We start from the raw sequence: 22,972 nt of genomic DNA, 5'->3' as shown, positions 1-22,972 counted from the left end.
AAAAAATAGATGTTTCAAATTATACTTTAAAATCTGGGGAAAAAAAGGTGTTTTCACCCTACCCTACCGTCCATAGTCATCATAACTCGAATCCGCATACGACTCATACCGCTTGATAAGATTGGCATTCGCCGTTTCTATGCCCGTCAGCTTTTTCCGGACATCGGTGGATATCGGCATATACCAGTCCTGGTTGTCGAACATGGCGCGCACCTCCTTTATCTTGAAGGAATACCCGTGTCTCGCAAATATCTCGTTGCGCATATAGCGGAGTTCGTCCTTGAGGAGGTTGTTGACATCATCGCTGGTCAGTAATCTTGCGGAAGTTTCGGCGTACCTTCCCGCGGCCGGGTCGTAGACAAAATTCTTTCGAACGAGGGTGTATTGACGACTGGACAAGGTGGATTTGAAAGGCGTCCATGTGCCGGAGAGCGAGAGCGGATTTTTCTGGATGACCAGCGCAAACGTGCCATCATAATCACCGTTACCGGGCTCTTTGAGCGTGGCCGTTATCTTATCCCCGTCATCCGTATAGGTCCCCTTAAACGGGCGGTCGTTCCCTGCACAAACACTGTAGCCATATATATTACCCCCGTCCATTTGGTCAATAAACAGGGTGATTTTATTGGAGGAGACCTGGTTGTTACTTGTTGGTTCGAACATACCGGTCCACGTACCGGTAATGGAGTTGGCCGGCGCCGTAAGGGTATGGGCTGCGGCGGTATCTTTCACGACGCTGGGATTTTTACAGCCGGCGGCGAAAGAAAAGAGGGCGATGACGGGCATCATCCATTTTGTTGGAGTCATAGGCAATCGGTTTAGAACAGGAAAATATGAAACTTTTTTTATATAATTTTATTCCTGATGCCTATTGTTTATCGATACGGACTATTGCTCCTGTTCGCGTTTTTCTTTGTGCTGATGGGGAACATCACCCTGCAGTACCTTCCGGTGCGCACCGACGCGGCTTTTCTGCAAATAAAACAGGAATATATCCATATTACCCCCTGGCTTGTCGCCTTTTTTGTACATGTATTTACATCTATGTTTGTCCTGGCGGCGGGCTTTACCCAGTTTTCAAAGGCTTTGCTGCACCGGTATAGGACGATTCACCGGGCTGTGGGGAAATGTTATGTGGTGGCCGTTCTTTTTGTCACCGGCCCCGCTTCGTTTATTATGGCCCTGCTGGCGAACGGGGGCATCCCGTCGCGTATTGCATTTACCAGCCTTTCCGTGTTGTGGATGTATACCACCGCCAAAGCCTGGCGGACGGCCGTGGCAAAACAGTTTGACGCCCACCGCGACTGGATGTACCGCAGCTATGCCCTGACACTGTCGGCCATTACCCTGCGGGGTTGGAAGTGGCTGTTGATTACCTTATTCCACCTCCGTCCCCTGGATACATACATGATCGTGGCCTGGATGGGCTTTGTGCCCAACCTGGTCGTTGCAGAGTGGCTCATCCGTAAGCGTTATGCTGCTATAGGCGAACCACGACCTTCCCGATAGTCTTCCCGGTCTCCACCTGCAGATGGGCGGCGGCCATGTCCTCGAATGGAAAAAGAGCGGAAACGTGTGGCTTGATCACCCCCTGTCCGATCAGTGCCGCGAGCGCAGCCATGTTCTTGCCGGCGGACTGAACCAGATAAAACGCGGCATCCACCTTTTTGGCTTTCGATCTTTCTATCACGTCGGCCCCAAGCCCCGTTGGAATGCTGATCAACGTCCCGCCGGGCTTTGTCATAATCAGTGAATGGTCACCACCGATGGTATCCAAAACAAAGTCGAATTGATCCCCGTAGCTGTGCCAGTCGGCGTTCGTGTAGTCGATATAGGCATCCGCACCCAGTGCCAACACGAAATCCTTGTTCTTACCCGACGCCGTGCCGGTTACATGAGCGCCAAGGTGCTTTGCGATCTGCACGGCAAAATGGCCAACGCCGCCCGCGGCCGACTGGATCAGTACCCGTTGTCCTGTCTGCACGTTCGCCCGTTGGACGAGGACTTGCCAGGCCGTCAATGCCGCCAGCGTTGCGGCTGCCGCCTCTTCATGGGAAATAGTCGCCGGTTTAAATGCCAACTGGTCGGCCGGTGCGGCCACAAACTCGGCGTACGCCTTGCCATGGCCAGGGAAATTGACCATACCGAACACCTCGTCCCCTACGGCGAACCGGTCCGATCGGGTCTGTATCACCTCGCCGGAGATATCCCAGCCCAGGATCAACGGCTGCTCTTCCTTCAAACGGCCGTAGACCCCTTTCCCCGCCCGGCTCTTGACATCCACCGGGTTGATGCTGATGGCCTTCACCTTAACCAATACCTCTCCGGTCTGTAGTTCCGGAAGGGCAATATCCACCGGCTGCAACTGGCGGACATCGCCGGGCGCCTGTACAATGATTGCTTTCATAATACAGGCAAAATTATACAGGCTATAGAGCCATTATTGGTATAATTTTGCCAAAAACGAGTACATCCCATGATCAGGGAAAATCTGCATAAACCCTTTTCGATCGAGTTTTTAACGGTTGATGAAGGTCCGGGTGCGCCACATCACCATAGTTTTTTCGAACTCGTCTATATTGTCAAGGGTGCGGGTATCCAGTGTATCAATAAAAGCCAGTTCAAATATGGCAAAGGCCACATGTTCCTGATCACGCCCACCGACTGCCACGCGTTCGAGGTAACGGAAACCACTACCTTCTTTTTCCTCCGGTTCAATGACATTTATGTCCAACAGTCCGGGCTATCCAGCGGCAACATCCAAAACCTCGAATTCATCCTGCAAAACGCCAACCACAAGCCCGGCTGTATCCTCAAAAACGCCGTCGACAAAAAACTGGTGGAGCCCCTTGTCGACGCCGTCCTCAGGGAAAACGAAAGTCCCGACCTGTACAACCAGGAATTGATCCACCACTTTGTCAACACGCTCATCGTTCTTGTCGCCCGGAACATCGCCAAATTCCATCACCTTGACCTGAGCGACCATACCCATCAACAAACCGCCAACATCTTACACTTTATCCAGGCCAATATTTACAACCCCGACAGGCTGCGGACGGAATACCTTTGTTCGCGCTTCAATATTTCCGTCAATTACCTGGGGAAATACTTCAAACAGCAAACCGGCAGCACCTTGCAACGATATATCACCGGCTACAGGCAGAGTTTGATCGAACACCGCCTGATCCATAGCGACAAACGCCTCGGGGAAATCGCGGACGAATTTGGCTTTACCGACGAAAGCCATCTGACTAAATTCTTTAAGAACAACAAGGGCGTAAGCCCGAAAGCCTTCCGGGCAAATAAGGTCATATCGTAACGACCACCTTACCGATATGCGTGTTGGCTTCCAGAAACTTTGTTGCGGCTACGATCTCGTCGAAGGGAAACGTTTTGCCGACAACGGGTTTTAGCTTTCCTTTCGCAATACCTTCATAAATAAACTGTATCGCGGCCCCCAGCTTTGAAGGATTGAGTAGTACATCGGTCGCATTATATCCATAGAGGGCGGGCGTTTTGCGCACCAACGTCAGCGCGGAGAGCGAGGCGGGTTCCGGGCTTAACCCGCCGTAAATATACACCTTACCCTTAACGGCCACCGCGTCTATCAGCTTTGTCAGCAAGGGGCCGCCTACGGGGTCCAGTATGACTTCCGGGCCGTTGTTCTTAGTAATTTTCAGCACCTCCGTTACGACATCCTGTTCATCTGCCGCAATGACGTGTGCAGCGCCCGCTGTCACCAGGGCATCCCGTTTTCTACCCGTAGTGGTCACCGCAATAGGAATGCCCCCTACACCATTGACCACCTGTATAGCCGCCAGCCCCGCATTGCTGGATGCCGCAGTGATGACCACATACTGTCCCGGTTGTACATTCGCCGCATCGACCACCATTCCGTACATCGTAAGATAACTTGTCCAGACCGAAGCAGCTTCTTCAAAAGACAAGGAGGAGGGGTGCTTTTGCAAGGTATAGGCCGGAACAACGATCAGCGCTCCATAAGTGGCGTATTGATGCAGGGAAAAAGCCGGCAGCACGCTGACCACATCGCCCACCGCAACACCTTCCACGCCATCACCAATAGCCTCCACAATACCTGCGGCCTCATACCCCAGCCGCGCCGGGAAAATGGGATATTCATCATAAATGCCGAGCCGGTACATAGTGTCGGCGCGGTTTAACCCGATGGCTTTTACCTGGATGCGAACCTCCTGTGGGCCGGGCGCCGGTACACACAAAAATGTATGTAATGGGAAAAGTCAAAGAGACTTCCACGAACTACAAGAATCGTAAGTTCTTGACAACCTGTAACATGACGTATGCCGTGCAGATGATTGGCGGCAGGTGGAAAATATTGATCCTGTCGGCGCTGGAGCACGCACCAAAACGATACGGTGCGCTCAAAAAGGCCATTCCGGGTTTGACGGAACGGATGCTCACCCTGCAACTGCGCGAAATGGAGGAGGATGGCCTTGTCAAAAGAACCGTTTTCCCGGAAGTGCCGCCCAGGGTAGAATATGAACTGACCGAAAGCGCGCGGGAGCTTTTACCGATTTGCAATTATCTGCATGAATGGGGGACCCGGCATCGAAACGTGCATCAATTCGCCGGGTGATAATCCTTCCAAAGCCACTCCAGCGCTTCGGGAAGCGTTTGCATTTTTACTTTATGATCCACGTGCCTGGCATTGCGGGCAAAAACAAACTGGTATGGATAGTGCTTACCAGCGAGCACTTTTGCCATATTTTCATTGGCGACCACCCAATCATGCATACCATCACCCATAACGTTTGGATTAAAAAGGTCCTGGTCCCCCACCTCCATCCATATCCGTAATGGCTTTACAGGGCTCTTTGGAATCAGGTGCTCATGAAATTCCCAGGCGCCGTGCGGTGTTTCCGGGTTATAGGGCCATTGCTGATTGACATACGTCCCGGAATAGGTCAGCACACGGTGATACCATTCCGGGTGGTACCACGCCATGATCAGGGCGCAGGACCCACCCGAACTGCCCCCCATGGTCGCGCGGCCGGCGGGGTCTTTGGTTAGTTTTACCCCGCACGTACTTTCTACCAGCGGCAGTACTTCGGTTTCTACAAACTCTGCATATACCCCGTTCATCGCATCGTATTCCAGGCCCCGTTCGCTGCCTTGGGCATCCCCGCTGCCATTGCCAATAGAGATGGCAATCATGGGCGGTACTTTGCCCTCGGCAATCAGGTTGTTCAGTACCGTAAAAAGCAAGTAGTCCGGCCCATCGGCGCCCACAATAAACGGCGCTGCGGAACCGGGAACATATTGTTTGGGGACGTACACGGTCACCAGGCGGGTATATGGAGCCGGATGGCTTGTGGTGACGATTAACCTGGCGGGGTTTTCCGGATCCGGGGTGCCAAATGTCTTCGGTTCCCGGGCGATGCCGGGATAGATTTTGCTATCCTTCGACTCCATGGTAAACCGGTAGATGGTCCCCTGCGGTACGTTCGCCTGTACCGTCGATTCCGGTGCGGGGTTATGCGTGGGGCCAATAATAAAATTTCCATTGGCGCCGGGGGAAGGATTGGCGCTGTCCGGGAGTTCCGTGGCCCGTACATAACCGCGTGTATGCGGATCTCGGATGGGTGGTTGGGCGAGGGCCGGGCTTGCACTCCATAGCATGCAAAACCACACACCTGTTTTAATATGATTCATAAAATCGACTTTTCTGCCTCCCGGACCAACTCCGTCAACCCATACCAGTTCCCCAGTTGAAGATCGCCCCGGAATATTTGCCTGTCGCGCTCATTGCTGTTGGCACCAGTGGCATCCACCATTTTTGCCAGATACCCCTTCGCCTCCTCTTCCCGGCCCGTTAGCGCCAGCGTCTTTGCCATGATCATGTAGGCGTATGCCACATCAAAACCCATCATCGCGTCCGGCTCGCTGATGGTCAAATCGAGACACCGTTTGGCGTGTACATACGACGGCTCGGCCCTTTCGGTGACCGCATACGCCATCGCGATCAGCCATTCGCCGCGTTGTACGTTGGCGGGTGTACATTCCGGGCTTTCGCTCCAGTGCAACAGGGAGGCGTGTGCCAGGTTGATCATCCGGGCCGTTTCTTCGATGGACCTTTCCTTTTGCTCTATAAGAGACCAGCAGGCGCCGTTATAGGATTTCGCGAAGAAAAGATGAGCCTCTTTACCACTGCTGAATGATGATGCAAACATTGGAATCGTCTTTTAACGCGAATTCCCTGGCGCCCCAGGGCCGAAGGGTGATTTCCTTGAGGTTTGGATGCAAGAACTCAGGATGCGTTGAGGACACCTTTTTATATACCTCTTCAATATCGTTTGTTACCAGCCTGAATTCAGGCCTGTCTTTTTCCGCATATTCCTGATTTTGGAACAAGAGTAAAGACAATCCATTTTTCTCGATGGCACAAAAAGGATGATCCGTATTCAATTCATCATGACCGATGCTAAACCCCAGGCAGTCAATAAAAAGTCTGAGGCCCATTGTGATGTCCGTGTAAAATACGTTGGGAACAAGTTTTGTAAAATTCATAATGTCTACCAATTATACATTTGTACGACCGTCGTCGCAATTTCGGTATACAAACTATCCCCGTTATCACCATTCGTCATTATCATCAGACCCGCCCCGATACCAGAGAACCCATAGAAGATGCATTTAAAACCGGCGTTGATGCCGTTGTGGCAATAGTTGAAGTTTTGCGCATTGGGGGCCCAATTGCTGAACGTCCCCGTCGATTGTTGAACCATATAATTGACATTGCCGGGGGTTAGAATGGTGTTTCCATTAAGGGTGCCGTTCTGGTTGAGGCAACAGATCATCTGGCAATAATCCGTCGGATTGGTGCGAAGACCGGCCGCGGTGGCTTCGGGATGATTGTTTCCCCCTCCGGGGTACATATTCCCATTTTGATCATGACCGGCAGCGGCCCTGGAAAGGTTGGCGGGTATATACAGGTCAAAGCTGCTGTTGTTCATGCCCAAAGGCGCCAGGACATTTGTTTGCATGTATGTCCCGAAGTCCTGGCCGGTCAGTTGTTCCAAGAGGTACATCATGATCATATACCCCGGTCCGGAATAGTATTGCGGTGACGTCAGGCTGGGTTCATAAGTCAATTGTATGGGCCCTGAGTTAGCGGGGGGCGCTCCTTCCAGGATCTGCATCAACGACGGGATCAATTGGCCTGGCACATTGGGATACCCGGAAAATCCACCAAAATTGCTGCATTGGTTTTGTGGGTCGGGAACCCCCTCCCCACTGATGCCGCCACGGTGTTGCAACAGGAGCTGAATGGTGACCAGGCTCAACCATGACGGCGTGGCTGAGGGGCAAACCGGCGGATTCCATGGCATGTAAGGGTTTATATTCGCATCGAATGCAATAAGCCCGTTTTGCACAAGCTGATAATATCCCAAAGCGGATACCGGCTTGCTGCAGGAAGCCGCCTGAAATGCCGTATCGGTATAGACGTATTGGTCCCCGCCCTCTTCCAACGTTCCATAGCTGGTGGCCCAGGCGACCTGGTTGTTCAGAACGACCGCCATACTGACGCCGGGGACATTGTAATGACGCATACGGTTCCAGATGGTATCGGTACTCCCCGTTCCATACATAATATTCTCTTCGATCTGACGGATGGTATCGGGTGGATTGTAAGGGTCCGGCGTATTGGAAATGAGCGACCAGCCTCCGTCCGGCGCAAAGGCCAGGAGGTCCGGCAAAGCGCCGGCTTGAATAAATGCGCCGAATTGCGCAAAGCAGTCATCGGGGATCCCCCGGGCTTCATAGTAATCGCCCGCCAGAATGGCCCAACCGCCCTGGGGAGGAAAAACAACCCACCGGGCTTGTCTTGTGCTGGGCAGGTAGTTGCAAAGAAACTGGAAGCATTCGTCGTCGATATTGCTGGCAGTTAAGATCCCCCCCGCCAGAATGACCCAGCTGTCCCCCCCGGCGGGTGGAAAGGCGATACAGGTAATGGCGTAGCCGGCGTTGAAATAAGAAACCAGTGCGCTAAAACAGTCATCCGGGATGCCGCTGGCACAATAGGCCGTGTTGGTTACAATGACCCATCCGCCATCCGGTGTAAATGCCATGACGTTGATCAGGTCTCCGTTATTGATATATTGAACCAGTTGTTGAAAACAGTCGTCGGGGATACCACTCGCGCAGTAGTCGCCGTTCATGGACACGATCACCCAACCACCGGAAGGGGTAAACGCAAGGGCAGCGATGCCATTTGGCCCGTATTCCTGGACCAGGGTGTGCAGTTGGTCCGGGATACCGCTGTCATCATAGTAGTAAAACATAGGTTCAATTTTGTGGAGTCCTACAAATATAATATCCGCATAGATACTACATTTGCTCCATGAACGAATTCATACACTTCCTCCTGCAATTTGCGCATTTAAATGAACAACAAATTAATTTAATTTCCAAAAAAGGCAGGGAGACAATCCTCCCCAAAGAGGAATACTTTGTAGAAGCCGGAAAAGTCTTCAGACAGGTCGGCTTTATCATCGAAGGCATCATCAGAATTTGCTACTACAACAACAAAGGCGAAGAGATTACAAAAATTTTCATAGAAGAAAACCACCTGCTCATCAACCTCAACAATGCCCCGTCTACAGAATATATCCAGGCAGCGACCGATTGCAGGATGTTGGTATTGTCAAACGAGGATTGGAAGGAAATCGCCGGCTGGGAGGATATTACCCAAAAAATACAGATGAAATCCTTGAACGAAAAATTGACGCGGGTGACGCCCCTTGTCGCACAGGACGCCCAGACAAGATATCTTGAATTCATGGACAAATACCCCACGCTGGCCAACCGGATTCCGCTGTCTTATATAGCCTCTTATCTGGGCATAACCCAATCGACCTTAAGCCGGATCAGGAAAAAGATTTGCTAAAAGGCAAATGTTTTCATTTTCTTAAGCGCCAGCTTTGCGCCAAATAACAAAAAAATGAAAACAGCGCTCATCACGGGGGCCAACAAAAGCATCGGCCTTGAAACCGCCCGTCAGCTATTACAACAAGGATTTCAGGTTTACCTGGGCAGCCGCGACCTGGACAAGGGCCGGGAAGCCGCCGCACAATTAAAAGCGCAGGGGTTACAGCATGTGGAGGCCATTCAATTGGACGTCAGCGACGACGATTCGGTAAGGGCCGCGCGAACCACCATCGGGGCAAAGACCACAGCACTGGACGTTTTGATTAACAATGCCGGCATCAACGGCGGCATGCCCCAATCTCCTATTTCCGCCGGTATGGATCAATTCAAAAAAGTATTTGAGACCAATTACTTCGGCGTGATCCGGGTCGTCCAGGCATTTTTTGGTCTCCTGCGGGAATCGCCCCAGCCCCGTATCGTCATGGTATCCTCCAGCGCGGGCTCGCTTACCCTTCAAAGCGATCCAACCTGGAAATACTACCAGCATAAAGGCGCGGTCTACCATCCCTCCAAATCCGCGCTGAACATGTATACGATCGACCTGGCATTCGAACTACTCGGTACGTCCTTCAAAGTAAACGCTGTGGACCCGGGCTTTATCAAAACCGACTTTAACGGTCATCGGGGCACCGGATCGGTCGAAGAAGCGGCGAAACGGATTATCAAATATGCCCTGATTGGTCCCGAGGGTCCTACCGGTAAATTCTTTAGCGAGGAAACAAACCCGGAAACGGGGGAAATTCCCTGGTAGTCTATCCTTAATTAAAAGACCGCCGGAATTCGACCGGGGAGAGCCTGGTTTTGTTTTTGAACAGCTTGCTGAACGACTGGATATGTTCAAATCCCAGCGCGTAGGCAATTTCGCTGACGGAAAGATCGGTGGTGGACAATTTAACCTTGGCTTTTTCGATCAGCTTTTCATGAATGTGCTGCTGTGTATTTTGGCCGGTCAGCACCTTGAGCAGGCTGCTCAGGTATTTTGGCGACAGGTTCAGGGATTGCGCTACGTATCCGACAGTGGGAAGCCCCTTCCCGCTGTCAAAGTATTCATCCAGCAATTTTTCCAGGCGCTCCAACACCTGGTGATTTGTTTTTTCGCGGGTAATGAACTGGCGATGGTAAAACCGGTCGGCGTAGTTGAGCAGGGTTTCGATATGCGAAATGATGATGCTTTTGGTAAACTTGTCAATATTCAACTGACACTCCTGCTGAATGGTTTGCAGGATATGAACCAGCGTGGCCTCCTCTTTTTCTGAAAGGAACAAAGCCTCGTGAACCGAATAATCCCAAAAATCATATTTCCTGATCATTTGGGCCAGCGGCGTATTCCAAAGAAAATCAGGATGGATAAGCATCATCCATCCTGATTGTTTTATGGTTTGGACTTGGTTATCCAGCGATAGACTCAACACCTGGCCGGGCGCCACAAAAGACATGATCCCGCTGTCGAAATCATACTGTTGTTGCCCATACTTTAATTTGGCGTTGTGGGAATTGGAAACCCTTTTCAGGCCAACCGCATAAAAGTCATACACCCAGCTTTGGGACGCTTCTATCCGCGCGCATTCGACGGGTTCCACTTTAAATACATAAATCAACGGGTGTTCCGGCTTTGGCAACTGCCTGAACTGTAGAAATTCGCCGATCGTGTTAAACCGTTTCATTTTTTCTTATTTCCAATACAATCTTGCCACGGACGTGTTTGGTTTCGCTTTCCCGATGGGCTTCAGCCACTTGCGCCAATGGGTACACCTTGCTAACCACCGCCTTCACTTTGCCTTCTTCGATCAATTTCGTCGTTCCCGTCAAGGAGGCGGCAAAACCCACCAGCGTGGCCGTTGCGCTTTTCTTTGCAAACGCATCCTTCAGCTCATCATCAAAGGGAGCATCCAGCTGCGTACACACAAAAATACCGCCTTCTTTCAACACAGCCGCCGACTTTACCCTTGTTTCGGGATCACGCACCGGCGAGGCATTGAAAACAAGATCAATGTTATCCAGCAAATGTCCGAAGGTCTGATGGTTGTAATCGATCGCTTCATCCGCGCCAAGGTTCTTTAAAAAATCGAAATTGTAAGGCGAAGCCGTACCGATCACATAGGCGCCCTTTGCCTTGGCAAACTGTACCGCCAGGTTTCCCACGCCACCCGCGGCACCATGAATCAAAACGCGCTGGCCTGGTTGTACTTTTCCCAAATCGACGATGCCATTCCAGGCGATCAGTGCACAGGAAGGGAGCGCACCGGCTTCATTAAAGGGAATGTCTTGAGGCATCAATGCAAACCGGCTCGCTTTTGCGGTGAGGTATTCCGTATAGCTGCCGCCGCCCGGGAAATTGGGAACACCATACACTTTGTCGCCTTTTTTAAAATCCTTTACGTCACTCCCCACTTCTTCCACGACACCGGCCGCGTCCAATCCCAACCCCAAAGGCAACTTCAAAAACGGCCTCAGCAAATCATTCCCGCCCTTGCGGATGATGTAATCCGCGGGGTTGACGCTTGTTGCAAAGACTTTTACTAAAATTTCATCGGCTGCCGGGACAGGGCATGCTACCTCTTCCAATTGCATCACCTCCGGTCCACCGAATGCATGAATTCTGATCGCTTTCATTGTGCTGTTGTATTTGCACAAAGGTCCGCGCTTATCGTACAACAGGTTTAGCCGAAAGGCGGCTTGTTTCAGTCAAACTTCCTAATATACTTGGGTATACGTTTCCGAACCGGGGTTCCACTCATAGATCTGCGATGGAGCGCCGGTACCGTTTGAATAAAAAAGTATACTGCTGTTGCCCTGTCCGTTGGGGCTAAAGGTCAGAATATGATCCCCTTCGTAGGTCACAGAAGGGGAATAGGGATTATGGGTCATCGGATAATTCAAACCACCGCTTGGCTCCCAGCCTTCCACAAAACCGTAGGCAGGTACATACTGATAGTTGTCGACATAGAATATGCCATCACCCGGGCGCCAGCCCATGGTATATACGTCGGCATTATAGCCAGGTGTCCCGCTGGAGCTGATATTGACAGGGGTCATCCGGTCTCCCAGCTCGTTAAAGGAGTTGTTCGCCAGGCCGCTGCGGGTACTATAGACGGTCGACCAGCCCGTACTGTATGCACTGTGGGTTTCCCACCACACAAAGCTCAAGCCCGGTCGATAACACACGATGTCCATATTGCCCGGACTATTGATAGAAACGGGAACGATTTGGTCATACATGCCTTTAAGGTCATACCCACCGACACCACCGCTGCTTTTTACCACCGCTACCCAGTTGGCATGGTTGCTCGATGAGGTAGCGCCGGCATTCTCATTTACAAGGACCCAAAAAAATTGATTACCAGGCCGGTAGCAAATCAATGCGTCCTTATAGCCGTCACCATAGTCATAGGCAACGATCTTATCCGTAAAAGTCCCACCCGCGAGATCATAGCCACCGATGCCAGACATGCCCGATCCCTCATTGTTCCAAAGCCCGTTGCCGGCGTAAGACAAAAGCCACCACCAGCCGCGACCCGGAAAATAGACCAGGATATGATCTTCGTGTCCGGTTTTATTGACGTCCAAGGGAATAACGTGGCAGCCCCCGAACTCGGCAAATTGATCGGTCACATCGGACCACCAGTCATTTGTAGGAACATTTCCGCCGCCGACCAGGTTAAATCCCGAGTACGACATCATGATCGTGGTGGAGTTGGCGCCGGTGACCTGGGTTAGCGAGACCTGGTCTGACCAGCAGTCATACGCTAAGAGACAGTCGGATCCGTTGCCGCTGCCGATGTCAAAACGGGTAATCCTGCCCCAGATGGTGGGTGTCTGCCAGCCAGCGTTCGTCACAAAGCCGGCTTTTGCGCCTTTGGTAAGATCTACGGAAGAATTTAGGGATTTCTTGCATCCAAAAGTCAGTATAAGCCCGGACGCAATCAGGGCAATATATTTGGCATTTTTCATAACGACAGGTGTTTATCGTTAATTTATACCAAATAATATAATTATGACTCCTTATTTTATATTTGCGTCATTCCGGCAATAACTGCGTTCAAATATATATGCTAGTAACCTGCGTCGGACAAATCCGGCAGGATCCAACGATACCTGGCCTCTTTGCTCATCAGTCGTTCTTTGCTGTAAAACTGAAGGGCAAAATCCTTTGTCACAAACGGTTGCTGCAAAAATACCAGGATTTGCCGATCCGTCAATGAGGTGATACCGTTGGTAACCAGGTAGCGGGCGATCGCCGTGGTGTAAAACAGGGTAATCGTCTCATGATACCCGGAAGTGTCGGTGTTTTGACCGCCCACGCTGACATTGTATTTTTTTATCCCCTCCCGTATTTTCCGAACTGCCTCCGGGAGCGGATGATGCATACAATACCAAAGCGCCATGACAAAATGGGCGGTATGCGTCCATTGCTCTTTTGGTAACGTGGCGTTTTCAAATTGTTCAACAAGCCGGGTTGTTTCTTCCAGTGTCACACTATAACGTTTTTGGGTTGACCTCTTCTTTATATGTGCTGAGGATAATGGTGGTGCTTGTACGGGTAACCGCCTTTGTGGATTTTATTTTACGTACCAATAGCTCTTCCAGGGCCGCCGTATCTGCTACCAGGACTTTTAGCAGCAAATCGCTATCTCCGGCCACGTGTTGTTTCCTGTTCAGCTTGATCGTATACTGATCGATGATCCCGGACCTCCCGAGCTTTCGCAACCTTTCCGTCACAGCGGGCAGGGAAAGGTTTACGTTTCTGGCGATCTCCGCGCCGGTCATGCGGGCGTTCTGGGTCAGCAGCTTTAATATTTTGCCGTCGAAAGCATCTATCATGCTTAATATATTTCCGATAAATCTAATACATTTGTTATTTAGTAATTACAATATTCATTTCTGAAAGCAACTATTAGTTTATATCCGCTATTACATTAATAATCACTTGACATTAAACGCCCGCTTCGTAGCATCGTCAAACGTCGAAAAAATGATTCGACCTGTACCCTTCCTCCTTCTTATACTATTGGTTAGCTGTAACAAACACGTCAGCAACCCTAATCCGGGGTCCGGCGACGCGGTTCCGCTATCCACCTTGCTGGCCAATACAAAAGAGATCAACTACTATCCCGCCCAAAACGGCTGGACCAATATGTGGAAAAACTGGGATTCGGCCACCGTGCAAACCGATTTTGCAAAAATCTCGGCACAGGGGTTTACGTCCGTTCGCATTATCCTGCAGGCCGTCGACAGCGTTTTTGACTATCCGCAACCCACGGCTGCCGAACTGGGCAAGCTAACGACCCTGATCAGCATAGCCCGAAACAACAAACTCGGCATACACCTGACGCTGTTTGATTTTTGGCAAAGCTTTCAAGACCTGAATGGGAGCCAGCAATGGATGAACGCGGTCGTGAAGCCATTGGCCGGCAATGCCGCCATCCATGAGATCGAGCTGATCAACGAAATCGACACGTCTGCCGTCGCGATCAAATGGGCGGCGAACATGATCCCTTATGCCAAAAAGATCGATGGGGGCATTCCCGTGACGATTTCCGAATATGACGTAGACCGGATGCAGCTCCTGGTCAATGGCCTTGCCGCCACGCCCCCGGACTTCTATAGTTATCATGAATACAATACAGACGGGCTCCTGTATAGCGATCTTAGCCGTGTAAAGGCGATGACCGGCACTGTGCCGCTCTTCATAGGAGAATCCGGTTATTCCACCTATCCGCAAAATCAATCCTCCCCCTCGGGTCTGGCGTTGAATACAACTTCCCAGGAGGCCTACCAGGAATATTTTTACAGGTACCTCGTCAATTCCACCCTCGATCTGGGGCTGCCCCTTCCCTCCCCCTGGATATATAGTGACTTCGCCTCGACGGCCATCCCTTATAGCACGACCAGTGACCAATATTACTTCGGCATGTTCCGGTTGGACGGTTCCGCCAAACCCGTCATGGCCACCTACCAAAACCTCCTTGAAGGGGGGAAACCCAGTACGCTTTTCAACAACGGGTTTGAGCAGGGAGATGGCCGGTTGCCGGTGCTTTGGCGCATTTACCAGAACGCCGCCCTGGGGTTTACGGCCACCTTTGCCAGGGATTCAAGCGTTGCACACAGCGGGGTCGCTTCGGCGGCTATCTCCCACAGTACGCAAAGTGCATCGGGGCAGGCCAGTTTCTACCTGAACCCGATCGAACCGGTTTCCCCCGGTACAACCTATACCCTTTCGGCTTGGGTCAAAGGGGCCGGTGCAACCGGCTCCAATGGCATATCGATGGCGTGGTTTGACGAAAACGGCAATTATTTGTCACAGGATTTCTCGCCGGATGCGCCGTCAGGGACTTTTGGGTGGACGCAATTGGTGGCAACGGGCGTCGCACCTTCCGGCACGGCCATGTGTGAAATTCACCTCAATTCGCAGGGGAATACGGGGACGGTGTGGTTTGACGACGTAACCTTTAACTAATGGCCATCGGTACCATGCAACGTACCGTGGTGCCGCTGAGATACTCTTCAACACCCATCGTATGGGGGTGTACCCCGGGAGCGTCGACAAGCTGACGGAAGGCGCTGCCGATCAATGTGACATTATCCATAAAATTGTCCACATCGAGCCCGATGTATTCTCCTTTGGCCAGTGTATAGGCTTCCGCGCCATACTGTTCGGCCTCACCCGGATAGCGTTCTTCCGCCGCCGCCTTGTAGATCATGCTGCCTTTGCCGTCGGGCCAGGAAAGACCGAACACCCGTCTTCCATCCTGGTTGGGAATGCTGGAATGCAGACGCTGAAAGGCGGCCACGATACCGTCGGGGAAGGAATCGGCGGCAAAACAACAAAGACGGATGTCTTTTGGAAGTATGTGTGTTTCCATAAAATAAAGTTAGGGCAACGCAGCGGCAAAAGCGAGGGGCTAAACTGTCAATCAAAGGGGGTGTTTGTGACATCGTAAAATAGCAACTTTGGTTATCCCGGGAGGCCTTTGTCTTCGGACATTCGTATCCTTATAACCAAATATGTCATGAAAAAAACAACAGCTCTCCTCCTTTTTACAGCGCTTTTTTTTGCCGGTCGTCCTGTCAAGACCGGGTACGCCAGTGCCTCCGTCGAAGATGACATCCACAAGGTGGAAGGACAAATGAAAGTGGCCATGAATACGGGTGACTCCGCGTTATTCCTGAATTGCTATGCGCCGGACGCCTCCATCATGGCGCCCAACGCCCCCACCCTTAGCGGCCAGCAGGGTGTCCTGAAATTTTTCAAAAATATCTACTACCAGATTGGGGTTAGAGATGCTATATTTACCCATCTTGGATTGTATGGACAAACCCCGGAGTTCGTGACGCAGCACGGCGCTTTTGAGGTCTTTAATGCAAAGGGGGCGTCCGTGAATAAGGGAAAGGTTCTTATCGTATGGAAAAAGACGGATGTGGGTTGGAGGATATACCTGCACATGCTCAATTTTGACGCGCCTATTCCAAAATAAGATAACAAATGAGAAAACTGATCTACGCCATCAACCTCACCATCGATGGCTGCTGCGACCATACCAAGGTAAACGGCAGTGACGACATACTGGAATATTTTGCAGCGCTCCTACAAGACGCCGGCGTACTCCTTTATGGTCGTATTACGTATCAGTTGATGGTTCCGTTTTGGCCCGACATCGCCAAAAATCAATCCGGACAAACAAAAGCCGTGAACGAATTCGCACGGACATTTGACACCGTCGGCCAAATTGTTGTTGTCTCGCAATCATTGGACAGCGTCGAAAAGAATGCAAGAATCGTTCGGGGCAACCTTAAGGAGGATATCCTCCAATTGAAACAGGAACCAGGCAAAAATATCTTTACCGGTGGCGTAGATCTTCCCCGGCAGTTGATTGCTCTTGGCCTGGTGGATGAATATTATTTTGTCGTTCATCCCATCCTTGTGGGGGAAGGGCGGCGGCTGGACCTGCAGGAGCGCTTGCCATTAAAACTGGTGGAGTCAACGACTTTACCAAACGGCTGCGTGGCGCTTCACCTCATTCCCGGTGTTTCTGGGTAAAGTGTTTGCTGGCAAAAATGCTGATAAAGGCGATGCCTGCAAAAAACACCAGCAGGGAAAACGGTTCACCCGCTGCCAGGTGGCCCACCCGGAACAAAAGGAAGCCGACAACGAGATTAGCCAGCGCCCAAAGCACGTTCGTGGTGGCCGAAGACAAACCCCGGCCGGGCGGGTTGGCAAACGGTGTGGGGAATTTATTACCGGACACGCCGGCGACAAAATGAGGCACAACGTTGGCTAAAAATATGCCAGCGAAAAAACAGGCGACGTATTGATACCATTCCATACGGCAAAGATGGGGAAATACGACCGGATGGGGCTGTGTCAAATGTCACAATCGTTTTTTGGCACGTATACGGCTCAACGTCTCGCGGCTTACGCCCAGAAAGGAGGCCAGGTGTGACAGCGACACCCGTTGCAGGATATGCGGCATGTTCTCTTCGAGGTAGCGGTACCGTTCGGCGGGCGTATAGATCTTCAGGAGGTTGCCGCGGACTTCGGAAGCCAGCAGCATCTGCATGGCCGTGCGGCGGATGAACTGGCTGACCCAGGGCAGGGATTTCATGTCGGGGGTGAGTTTGCCGAGGTCGAATGTCCAAACGAGGGCATCTTCTCCGGCTTCAATAGACATGGTAGACGGTTCCCGGGTCATGGCGCTTTTGACGTCGCTGGTGAACTCTCCCTCGAAAGTGAAGTTGAGGTTGACGATGTCTCCGTCTTCCCTATGATAAAAGCTGCGCAGGTAGCCCTGTTCTACAAAATAGACGGCGCGGCATACGGTACCTTCTTCCAGGATGATGTCTCCTTTTTTGAGGTGTCTTGCGCTGACCACGGCGTTATACAACGCGTGGTCTGCCTCGGAAAAGTCCGTCAACTGCCGGTTCATAGGTTCGAAACTACGAATTCTTTGCCTTCCCCAAGTGCACCTTAAAGTCATCCGGCGTACCCGTGACCTTCAGGTTGATGAAGTGGACACGCTTTTCTTTGTCCCGGTATTCGATGGCGTCCACCTGGTTGGGGTCCACCTCCTCCTTCTTTTTTCCGAAGAGTTTGCTAAAGCCCGCATCCGTCACCAGCTTGAGGGGAATGCGGAGGTCGTACTCCATTTGCATGTCCAGGGACTGGCGCCCCGCTATTTCTATATACCCCAAAGAGGAATTGATATTCATGTCGGGGATGGTCAAAGCGCCGTTTTTAAAGGCCAGCGTGTTCCGCAAGGTATCAAAGCGGATCATGTTGAGGTTCTTGTCGCGGAAATAGGACGACATGGCCTGCATGGGGGCAAAATTGATGAGGGCACCGTTGTGGATCTCGACCGCTATTTGCGCTTCGGACTGGTCGATTTGGGGTGTAAAATCGGGGTGGACGAGCACATAGCTTGTGATCTGGCCGTCGACGGTGCCCTTGATGTTTTTGTTGATGTAATAATCCTGGCCAAGGTAATCCAGCTTCAGGAGGAGCTTTTCCAGGTCGACCCCCTGGAGGTTCACCCTGCTCCGGAGGTAGATCTTCTTCGGGTCGGATCCATTGAAATGGGCCCGGGCGGTGATCCTTCCCCCGGCAATATCCATCCCCAGGGTGTCCAGGTATAGCTGCTGACCCGCCTGCATGCGGATCCGGGCGACCAGGTTCTTGGTGCCCAGCTTATGGTATTTGATCTTTCCGATGTTGACCGAACCGTTGAAATCAATAAAAGGGATTTGGAAAATGGTGAAGGCGGAATCGTGGGATACCGCTGCGGTACCGGTGCTGTCGGCTTCCGTCAGGCGGTAGTTACTGAGCTGGTCGACGTCCAGGAAACGGGAGGCGAATTGGAGGTAGTTTTCTTTTTTCCTCCGTATCGTATCCTTCCCGTTATAGATCCGCATGCTGAGGTTGAAGTCGCTATTCCCCACCCTACCCTGGAGGGTATCGATCTTGATGTAATCGTCGATGCCGAACTTTACATTCCCCCGGATGCTGTCCAGGGTAAAATCATGCCGTTGAAGCGCCCCCGATATGTGCGCAATTTTTGCGTCGGCGAACTGGAACACAGAGTCGTACCGCAAGTCTATCTTCGACCGGAGCCAGATATTGGAGCCGGTCTCCTGGCGGTAATCCGGGGGCACAAACTGGCTGCTGCGCTTGCCCAGCAGGTCTCTCATGGCCAGGCGCCGGGACTTCAGGTCGAAGGCCAGTTGGGTCTTCCCTTTCTTGACCTTTTCGAACCAAAGCGCGTAGTTAACGACACGTCCGTTAAAGCGCAAGTCGCTGCTGTCGATCATCCCCCCGAAATTCCGGAGGAACAGGGCCGTATCATTGATCGTAAGGTCGGCACCGAAGTCGTGGAAAGCATGGGGATACTTTTTGAACGACGCATTGAGGCTGTCCAGGGTAAACCGGCCCTTGGGCAGGGGACTGGGATGTAGCAACTGGTCTACTGAGGTTTGGAGAGAGAGGGCTATGGTCAGTCCGTAGACTTCTTCGTCGACCCAGTGACCCGTTTTTGTCGTATCCAGCAGGTCCTTGATCGCCAGGGTCGAGCTGGATGCCGTACAATGGAGTGCGACCGGTTGCTGTCGCTGGTGAAAAAGCGCGGGCAGATCACTCAAAGACCCCATCAAATGAATGTCCGAACGCCCTATCTTACCGGACAGGCTGTCCAGCGTAACAAAGCCGTTCTTCATTTGGGCGTGAAGGTTCAGGTGCTCCACCGGCCGAGCATAGCCGGGGATCCGGAAAGCCAGGTCCCGTACGGTCAGCTCGCTTTGTATCCCCTGTGTCAACTGACTGAGGGACTGCTGGGGGGCGCTGATGTCCACCAATTCGTTGAAATCCATTTTCAGGGTGATGTGCCCGGAGATCCGCTCCAGGTCCTTTATTCCCAGGAAGGCCCCGATAAAACCGATCTCCAGCTCGGAGTTGACCTGCATCAGCACTTTCGGGTCCGTAAAGTCGCGCATGATGAAGTTGCCCTTGAAGACCCCCTTATCGGGCCGGGCCGTCATATCAGTTAGGCGCAGTTCCGAGGTCTTCAGGGAATGCCCCGGTCCGTTGGTATAATATCCTTTGAAGGAAACGGAGTCAAGATGCCTGCCCGCCTTGGTGTTGTGCACCCAGGCATCGGCGCAGGCAAAAGTAAGGTTGATCAAAGGCAGCCGTCCCCCCTGTAGCGGGCCGTTGATGGTGGCGTCGAAGCTGATGCGTCCGTCGTAGCGGAATGGTTTCAGCTCATGGACGACCTGTTCCGGGGCAAAGGCCAGGAGCTGTTTAAAATCATCCTTATCCCCCTTGATATGGATATCCAACGAATCCCCGTGTTGCAGGTCTGCCGTTCCCGTGATATTGAACGAGGCGTCCTCAAAGCGCAACTTGCCCACCGGCAGCCTCAGGAATTTTGTCTCCTGGTCGTAGGACATTTCCAGCGTCGTCGACAAGTGTTTGTGCAGGAACAAGGCCGCTCCCGGCCGGGTATAGTCGAAAACCAGGCCCCCTTCCAACCCGGCAAACACCTTCCCGCTGTCCAGGCGGCAGGAAGCCTGCACCCGGTCGATATGGGAAGAAAGGTGTTGCCTGCTGGCCGAGTCCAGGTACGTCACGTCCATATTTTTCAGGACAAACTTTTTTACATCCAGGTCCAGGGCGCCCGACGTCGTGGTATCCTTCGCACCGGTGCTGTCCACCGGCATCCGCATGGCTTCTATGATGTTCAGGTTCCCTTGCCGGTCTTGCAACAGATGCACAAAGCCGTTTTTGAGACCGAGGGCCTTGACCCGGTAGTGCTGTCGGAGGATATCCGGTAAACTAAAGCCCAAATACACCCGTTCGACCTTGACAATGGGTGAATCGGTTTCCCTTTTCCCCAGGTACAACCGGACATCGCTCAAGGCGATGGATATGTATGGAAAATTCTGGAAAACGGCAATGTCGCTTCCTCCGACCGCCAGGTCTCCCGACGGAAGTTGTTTGTTCAGCTCCTTTACCGCCAGCTTCACCAGGCGCTGCTGCTGCGATAATAAGAGAATAATAGCCAGGCCCACCAAGGCCAGCAAGGAAAGAAGGGGGATAAGGAGGAGCCGGATCAGGCGTTTCCGGAGCTTGGTTGACATAGGATAATAAATGCGAGGTTTAAAGCAGAAATATACTAAAAACCTCGCATTTATTTTTTAAAAAGCGTACGGGGGATGATTCCGCACATATCCCTGGTGAATCGCCTGCTGATAGAACTCAGGGCCGTTCAGGAATGACTTGTAGACATCCAACTGGTTCATGCCTCCTTGCATCTGCCCCACCCAAAAGCTGAGACCACCCGGGTCTGGCGCGCGATTCAGCACCGTGTTAAATATGTGGGTCACATAGTCGGTCTGGTATTCCACCGTCCCGAGGATTCCTTGCGCCACTTGCCAGGGAAGGATCGAGCCGTTATTCAGTTCGTCTACATAATCGGGATCGTTGGAATTCTGCGCGCGGCCCAGCAACAATTGATAGGCCCTATTGACCAATCCGGCATTCGTACCTCCCGCATCCTGCATAAATTCGGCCCCTCCCACAAAGGTTTCTATCACACTTTCCCGCGTAGCGCCATTGACCAGTTGTTGTGTCCACCAGGCCTCGCCGCCGGGGTCGGCGGCCCTGCCGAGGAGCAGCTCAAAAAGCTGGTCCACCCAGCGCGTGTAGTTTTCCTGCGGCAAGAGAATATTAAAGGCCTCCGGTATATTCCGGTTGCTGGTAAACCAGTTCGTCCAGGATACCAATCCACCGGGATCGGGTTGCCGGAAATCACAATACACGAAGGTGGCATAGGCCATGTCATACCAGCCGTAGTCCGTCTCCTCGATCTTGAATTTGTATTCTTCAAAAATCGGCTTTTTGATGGCGTTATTAGGCGTAAAAACCCCGGGGGAGTTCCATTGGATAAGCCCTAACGTCGCTTCATCTTTTCCCGTTTTTCCATCCTCATTTAAAAGCTCATAGAAAAAAATGGCTTTTACAGGCTTCTGGTCGCAGGCCTCAAATTCATCATCGATCGCGCTTGTCTCGGTATTACCAGGCTGGTCTGTAGCAGTCACATAATTGTTTATTTCCGTCAGCCAGATGTCCTTGCCATAGCTGCTCAGGGTGCTCAGAGCGCCGGACAGGGACGACTCGCCATTATAGTTGTCATACCCTATTATATCATACGGTACTTGATATGTAGCCAAGGTGCTGAAAAAGGACGGGTTACCACCGGAATTGATGATGATTTTGGCCTGGGGATCTGCCGCCTTGATCGCTGCTATCATTCCTTTAAAATAGTTACAAATGACGGCCTGTATAAATGAGCTAGCGTTAAAATATGCCCATCCGTATGCATCGTCCTCCTCGTTGGCCACTTCATAATAATGCTGTGGAAAATCACCAGCATAAGTACTCATGAATGACTGCGCCGACGTCACACCACTTGCATACGCATTGTCCGGGTTAAGCGATTGAACGAAAGCGTGATCCCATATAATAATCGGAAGGATACCGACGCCGCTATCCGCCGCAGCGGCAAAAAGAGCCGAGGCATTCGGCCCATAAGCAGTAGAGGCGTACCCTCCATCGCCGTTCGGGTCCGGGTTGAAGTCTACCCGGTACCAGGGGGCCTGCAGTTCCTTGAGCAGGCCCATCTGCCAGCGCAAATAGCTATTATACACCCCTGGATCCGCGTTATAATACGCCCCTGGATACAGTGGATGACCGTTGGCACCCCAGATAAAAGGTTGCGCCACCCTCATCGGGAGATTAAAGGTGTAGGTAGCGGGGGAGCTGAAAGCGTTCCCCGACGTTGTCGGCGGCAAAGATGTAGGTGTGACATTTTTTTTGCAACTGATACAAAAAAAGAGAATGCCTGCAAACAGGTAAGCTTTTTTCATGAGTTGAGCGGTTTGGTAGGTTAACTAATGATTTAATAGCACGCTCAAAATAGAAAGAAATATTTATAATAAATGGGGAGAATTCCTTATC

General features: G+C 51.8%; 25 protein-coding genes. 8 read left to right on the top strand and 17 right to left on the bottom strand.

Annotation, left to right across the window (positions count from 1 at the left end; all coding sequences use genetic code 11):
* Window positions 1–63: 63 nt before the first annotated feature.
* On the bottom strand, window positions 64–807 hold the full coding sequence (locus tag EDB95_RS15855) for a YARHG domain-containing protein (RefSeq protein ID WP_133994781.1): 744 nt from the start codon (window positions 805–807) through the stop codon (window positions 64–66).
* 57 nt (window positions 808–864) lie between these two features.
* Here EDB95_RS15855 and EDB95_RS15850 point away from each other — a divergent pair, with 57 nt between their 5' ends.
* Window positions 865–1,509 (top strand): DUF2306 domain-containing protein, encoded by a 645-nt coding sequence (locus EDB95_RS15850; protein WP_133994780.1) that lies wholly within the window; start codon window positions 865–867, stop codon window positions 1,507–1,509.
* On the opposite strand, the gene EDB95_RS15845 is transcribed toward EDB95_RS15850, so the two are convergent.
* Window positions 1,481–2,407: an NADP-dependent oxidoreductase gene (locus tag EDB95_RS15845; RefSeq protein WP_133994779.1), complete on the bottom strand. Its 927-nt coding sequence runs from the start codon at window positions 2,405–2,407 to the stop codon at window positions 1,481–1,483. The two genes, EDB95_RS15850 and EDB95_RS15845, sit on opposite strands and share 29 nt — an antisense overlap.
* Before the next feature lie 69 nt (window positions 2,408–2,476).
* On the opposite strand from EDB95_RS15845, the gene EDB95_RS15840 reads away from it, so the two are divergent.
* Window positions 2,477–3,319 (top strand): helix-turn-helix domain-containing protein, encoded by an 843-nt coding sequence (locus EDB95_RS15840; protein ID WP_133994778.1) that lies wholly within the window; start codon window positions 2,477–2,479, stop codon window positions 3,317–3,319.
* Here the strand turns inward: EDB95_RS15840 and EDB95_RS15835 are convergent.
* A complete protein-coding gene (locus tag EDB95_RS15835) occupies window positions 3,309–4,238 on the bottom strand; it encodes a zinc-dependent alcohol dehydrogenase family protein (RefSeq protein ID WP_211352109.1) in 930 nt (309 codons plus the stop codon). The two genes, EDB95_RS15840 and EDB95_RS15835, sit on opposite strands and share 11 nt — an antisense overlap.
* An 11-nt stretch (window positions 4,239–4,249) precedes the next feature.
* Here EDB95_RS15835 and EDB95_RS15830 point away from each other — a divergent pair, with 11 nt between their 5' ends.
* The gene (locus tag EDB95_RS15830; protein WP_133994777.1) at window positions 4,250–4,615 is read left to right on the top strand and encodes a winged helix-turn-helix transcriptional regulator; all 366 of its coding nucleotides are present in this window, start codon (window positions 4,250–4,252) and stop codon (window positions 4,613–4,615) included.
* Here the strand turns inward: EDB95_RS15830 and EDB95_RS15825 are convergent.
* The 4 genes from EDB95_RS15825 to EDB95_RS15810 are packed head-to-tail and all read right to left on the bottom strand — an operon-like array spanning window position 4,600 to window position 8,321.
* Complete coding sequence (locus EDB95_RS15825) at window positions 4,600–5,691, bottom strand: alpha/beta hydrolase (RefSeq protein WP_133994776.1); 1,092 nt, start codon at window positions 5,689–5,691, stop codon at window positions 4,600–4,602. The genes EDB95_RS15830 and EDB95_RS15825 overlap by 16 nt on opposite strands.
* Window positions 5,688–6,209: a hypothetical protein gene (locus tag EDB95_RS15820; RefSeq protein ID WP_133994775.1), complete on the bottom strand. Its 522-nt coding sequence runs from the start codon at window positions 6,207–6,209 to the stop codon at window positions 5,688–5,690. The genes EDB95_RS15825 and EDB95_RS15820 overlap by 4 nt, the downstream gene beginning before the upstream one ends.
* Window positions 6,181–6,546: a VOC family protein gene (locus EDB95_RS15815; protein ID WP_133994774.1), complete on the bottom strand. Its 366-nt coding sequence runs from the start codon at window positions 6,544–6,546 to the stop codon at window positions 6,181–6,183. The genes EDB95_RS15820 and EDB95_RS15815 overlap by 29 nt, the downstream gene beginning before the upstream one ends.
* A 5-nt stretch (window positions 6,547–6,551) precedes the next feature.
* Entirely contained in the window at window positions 6,552–8,321 is a 1,770-nt protein-coding gene (locus EDB95_RS15810) for a serine hydrolase domain-containing protein (protein WP_133994773.1), read from the bottom strand.
* Window positions 8,322–8,380: 59 nt separating this feature from the next.
* Between EDB95_RS15810 and EDB95_RS15805 the strand changes: the two genes are divergently transcribed.
* Both EDB95_RS15805 and EDB95_RS15800 read left to right on the top strand, forming a co-directional pair.
* Window positions 8,381–8,926: a Crp/Fnr family transcriptional regulator gene (locus EDB95_RS15805; protein WP_133994772.1), complete on the top strand. Its 546-nt coding sequence runs from the start codon at window positions 8,381–8,383 to the stop codon at window positions 8,924–8,926.
* A 54-nt stretch (window positions 8,927–8,980) separates the two neighbouring features.
* Window positions 8,981–9,718, top strand: a complete 738-nt coding sequence (locus EDB95_RS15800; RefSeq protein WP_133994771.1) for an SDR family oxidoreductase — start codon at window positions 8,981–8,983, stop codon at window positions 9,716–9,718.
* Between the two features lie 7 nt (window positions 9,719–9,725).
* On the opposite strand, the gene EDB95_RS15795 is transcribed toward EDB95_RS15800, so the two are convergent.
* The 5 genes from EDB95_RS15795 to EDB95_RS15775 all read right to left on the bottom strand — a co-directional run bounded on the left by EDB95_RS15795 (window position 9,726) and on the right by EDB95_RS15775 (window position 13,788).
* The gene (locus EDB95_RS15795) at window positions 9,726–10,631 is read right to left on the bottom strand and encodes a helix-turn-helix domain-containing protein (protein WP_133994770.1); all 906 of its coding nucleotides are present in this window, start codon (window positions 10,629–10,631) and stop codon (window positions 9,726–9,728) included.
* Window positions 10,618–11,580, bottom strand: a complete 963-nt coding sequence (locus EDB95_RS15790; protein ID WP_133994769.1) for an NADP-dependent oxidoreductase — start codon at window positions 11,578–11,580, stop codon at window positions 10,618–10,620. Before EDB95_RS15790 ends, EDB95_RS15795 begins: the two co-directional genes overlap by 14 nt.
* An 81-nt stretch (window positions 11,581–11,661) precedes the next feature.
* The gene (locus tag EDB95_RS15785) at window positions 11,662–12,918 is read right to left on the bottom strand and encodes a hypothetical protein (protein WP_133994768.1); all 1,257 of its coding nucleotides are present in this window, start codon (window positions 12,916–12,918) and stop codon (window positions 11,662–11,664) included.
* 101 nt (window positions 12,919–13,019) lie between these two features.
* Window positions 13,020–13,442: a hypothetical protein gene (locus EDB95_RS15780; protein ID WP_133994767.1), complete on the bottom strand. Its 423-nt coding sequence runs from the start codon at window positions 13,440–13,442 to the stop codon at window positions 13,020–13,022.
* Window position 13,443: 1 nt separating this feature from the next.
* The gene (locus tag EDB95_RS15775; RefSeq protein ID WP_246073651.1) at window positions 13,444–13,788 is read right to left on the bottom strand and encodes an Lrp/AsnC family transcriptional regulator; all 345 of its coding nucleotides are present in this window, start codon (window positions 13,786–13,788) and stop codon (window positions 13,444–13,446) included.
* 151 nt (window positions 13,789–13,939) lie between these two features.
* Here EDB95_RS15775 and EDB95_RS15770 point away from each other — a divergent pair, with 151 nt between their 5' ends.
* Complete coding sequence (locus tag EDB95_RS15770; RefSeq protein ID WP_133994766.1) at window positions 13,940–15,424, top strand: carbohydrate binding domain-containing protein; 1,485 nt, start codon at window positions 13,940–13,942, stop codon at window positions 15,422–15,424.
* Here EDB95_RS15770 and EDB95_RS15765 read toward each other — a convergent pair.
* Window positions 15,417–15,830, bottom strand: a complete 414-nt coding sequence (locus EDB95_RS15765; protein WP_133994765.1) for a transcriptional regulator — start codon at window positions 15,828–15,830, stop codon at window positions 15,417–15,419. The genes EDB95_RS15770 and EDB95_RS15765 overlap by 8 nt on opposite strands.
* A gap of 147 nt (window positions 15,831–15,977) precedes the next feature.
* Here EDB95_RS15765 and EDB95_RS15760 point away from each other — a divergent pair, with 147 nt between their 5' ends.
* Window positions 15,978–16,442 carry a YybH family protein gene (locus EDB95_RS15760; RefSeq protein ID WP_133994764.1) on the top strand — a complete coding sequence of 155 codons (465 nt, stop codon included), beginning with the start codon at window positions 15,978–15,980 and terminating at the stop codon, window positions 16,440–16,442.
* A gap of 8 nt (window positions 16,443–16,450) precedes the next feature.
* Window positions 16,451–17,005, top strand: a complete 555-nt coding sequence (locus tag EDB95_RS15755) for a dihydrofolate reductase family protein (RefSeq protein WP_133994763.1) — start codon at window positions 16,451–16,453, stop codon at window positions 17,003–17,005.
* On the opposite strand, the gene EDB95_RS15750 is transcribed toward EDB95_RS15755, so the two are convergent.
* The 4 genes from EDB95_RS15750 to EDB95_RS15735 are packed head-to-tail and all read right to left on the bottom strand — an operon-like array spanning window position 16,983 to window position 22,881.
* On the bottom strand, window positions 16,983–17,291 hold the full coding sequence (locus tag EDB95_RS15750; protein WP_133994762.1) for a hypothetical protein: 309 nt from the start codon (window positions 17,289–17,291) through the stop codon (window positions 16,983–16,985). The genes EDB95_RS15755 and EDB95_RS15750 overlap by 23 nt on opposite strands.
* Window positions 17,292–17,336: 45 nt before the next feature.
* The gene (locus EDB95_RS15745) at window positions 17,337–17,891 is read right to left on the bottom strand and encodes a Crp/Fnr family transcriptional regulator (protein ID WP_162852626.1); all 555 of its coding nucleotides are present in this window, start codon (window positions 17,889–17,891) and stop codon (window positions 17,337–17,339) included.
* A 10-nt stretch (window positions 17,892–17,901) separates the two neighbouring features.
* A complete protein-coding gene (locus EDB95_RS15740) occupies window positions 17,902–21,093 on the bottom strand; it encodes an AsmA-like C-terminal region-containing protein (protein ID WP_133994760.1) in 3,192 nt (1,063 codons plus the stop codon).
* A gap of 57 nt (window positions 21,094–21,150) precedes the next feature.
* Window positions 21,151–22,881: a DUF4214 domain-containing protein gene (locus EDB95_RS15735; RefSeq protein ID WP_133994759.1), complete on the bottom strand. Its 1,731-nt coding sequence runs from the start codon at window positions 22,879–22,881 to the stop codon at window positions 21,151–21,153.
* Window positions 22,882–22,972 lie beyond the last annotated feature (91 nt).

The sequence above is a fragment of the Dinghuibacter silviterrae genome, assembly GCF_004366355.1.
GTDB classification, from domain to species: domain Bacteria; phylum Bacteroidota; class Bacteroidia; order Chitinophagales; family Chitinophagaceae; genus Dinghuibacter; species Dinghuibacter silviterrae.
Note: the sequence above shows the minus strand (reverse complement) of the source record. Positions and strands in the feature narration are given on the sequence as shown.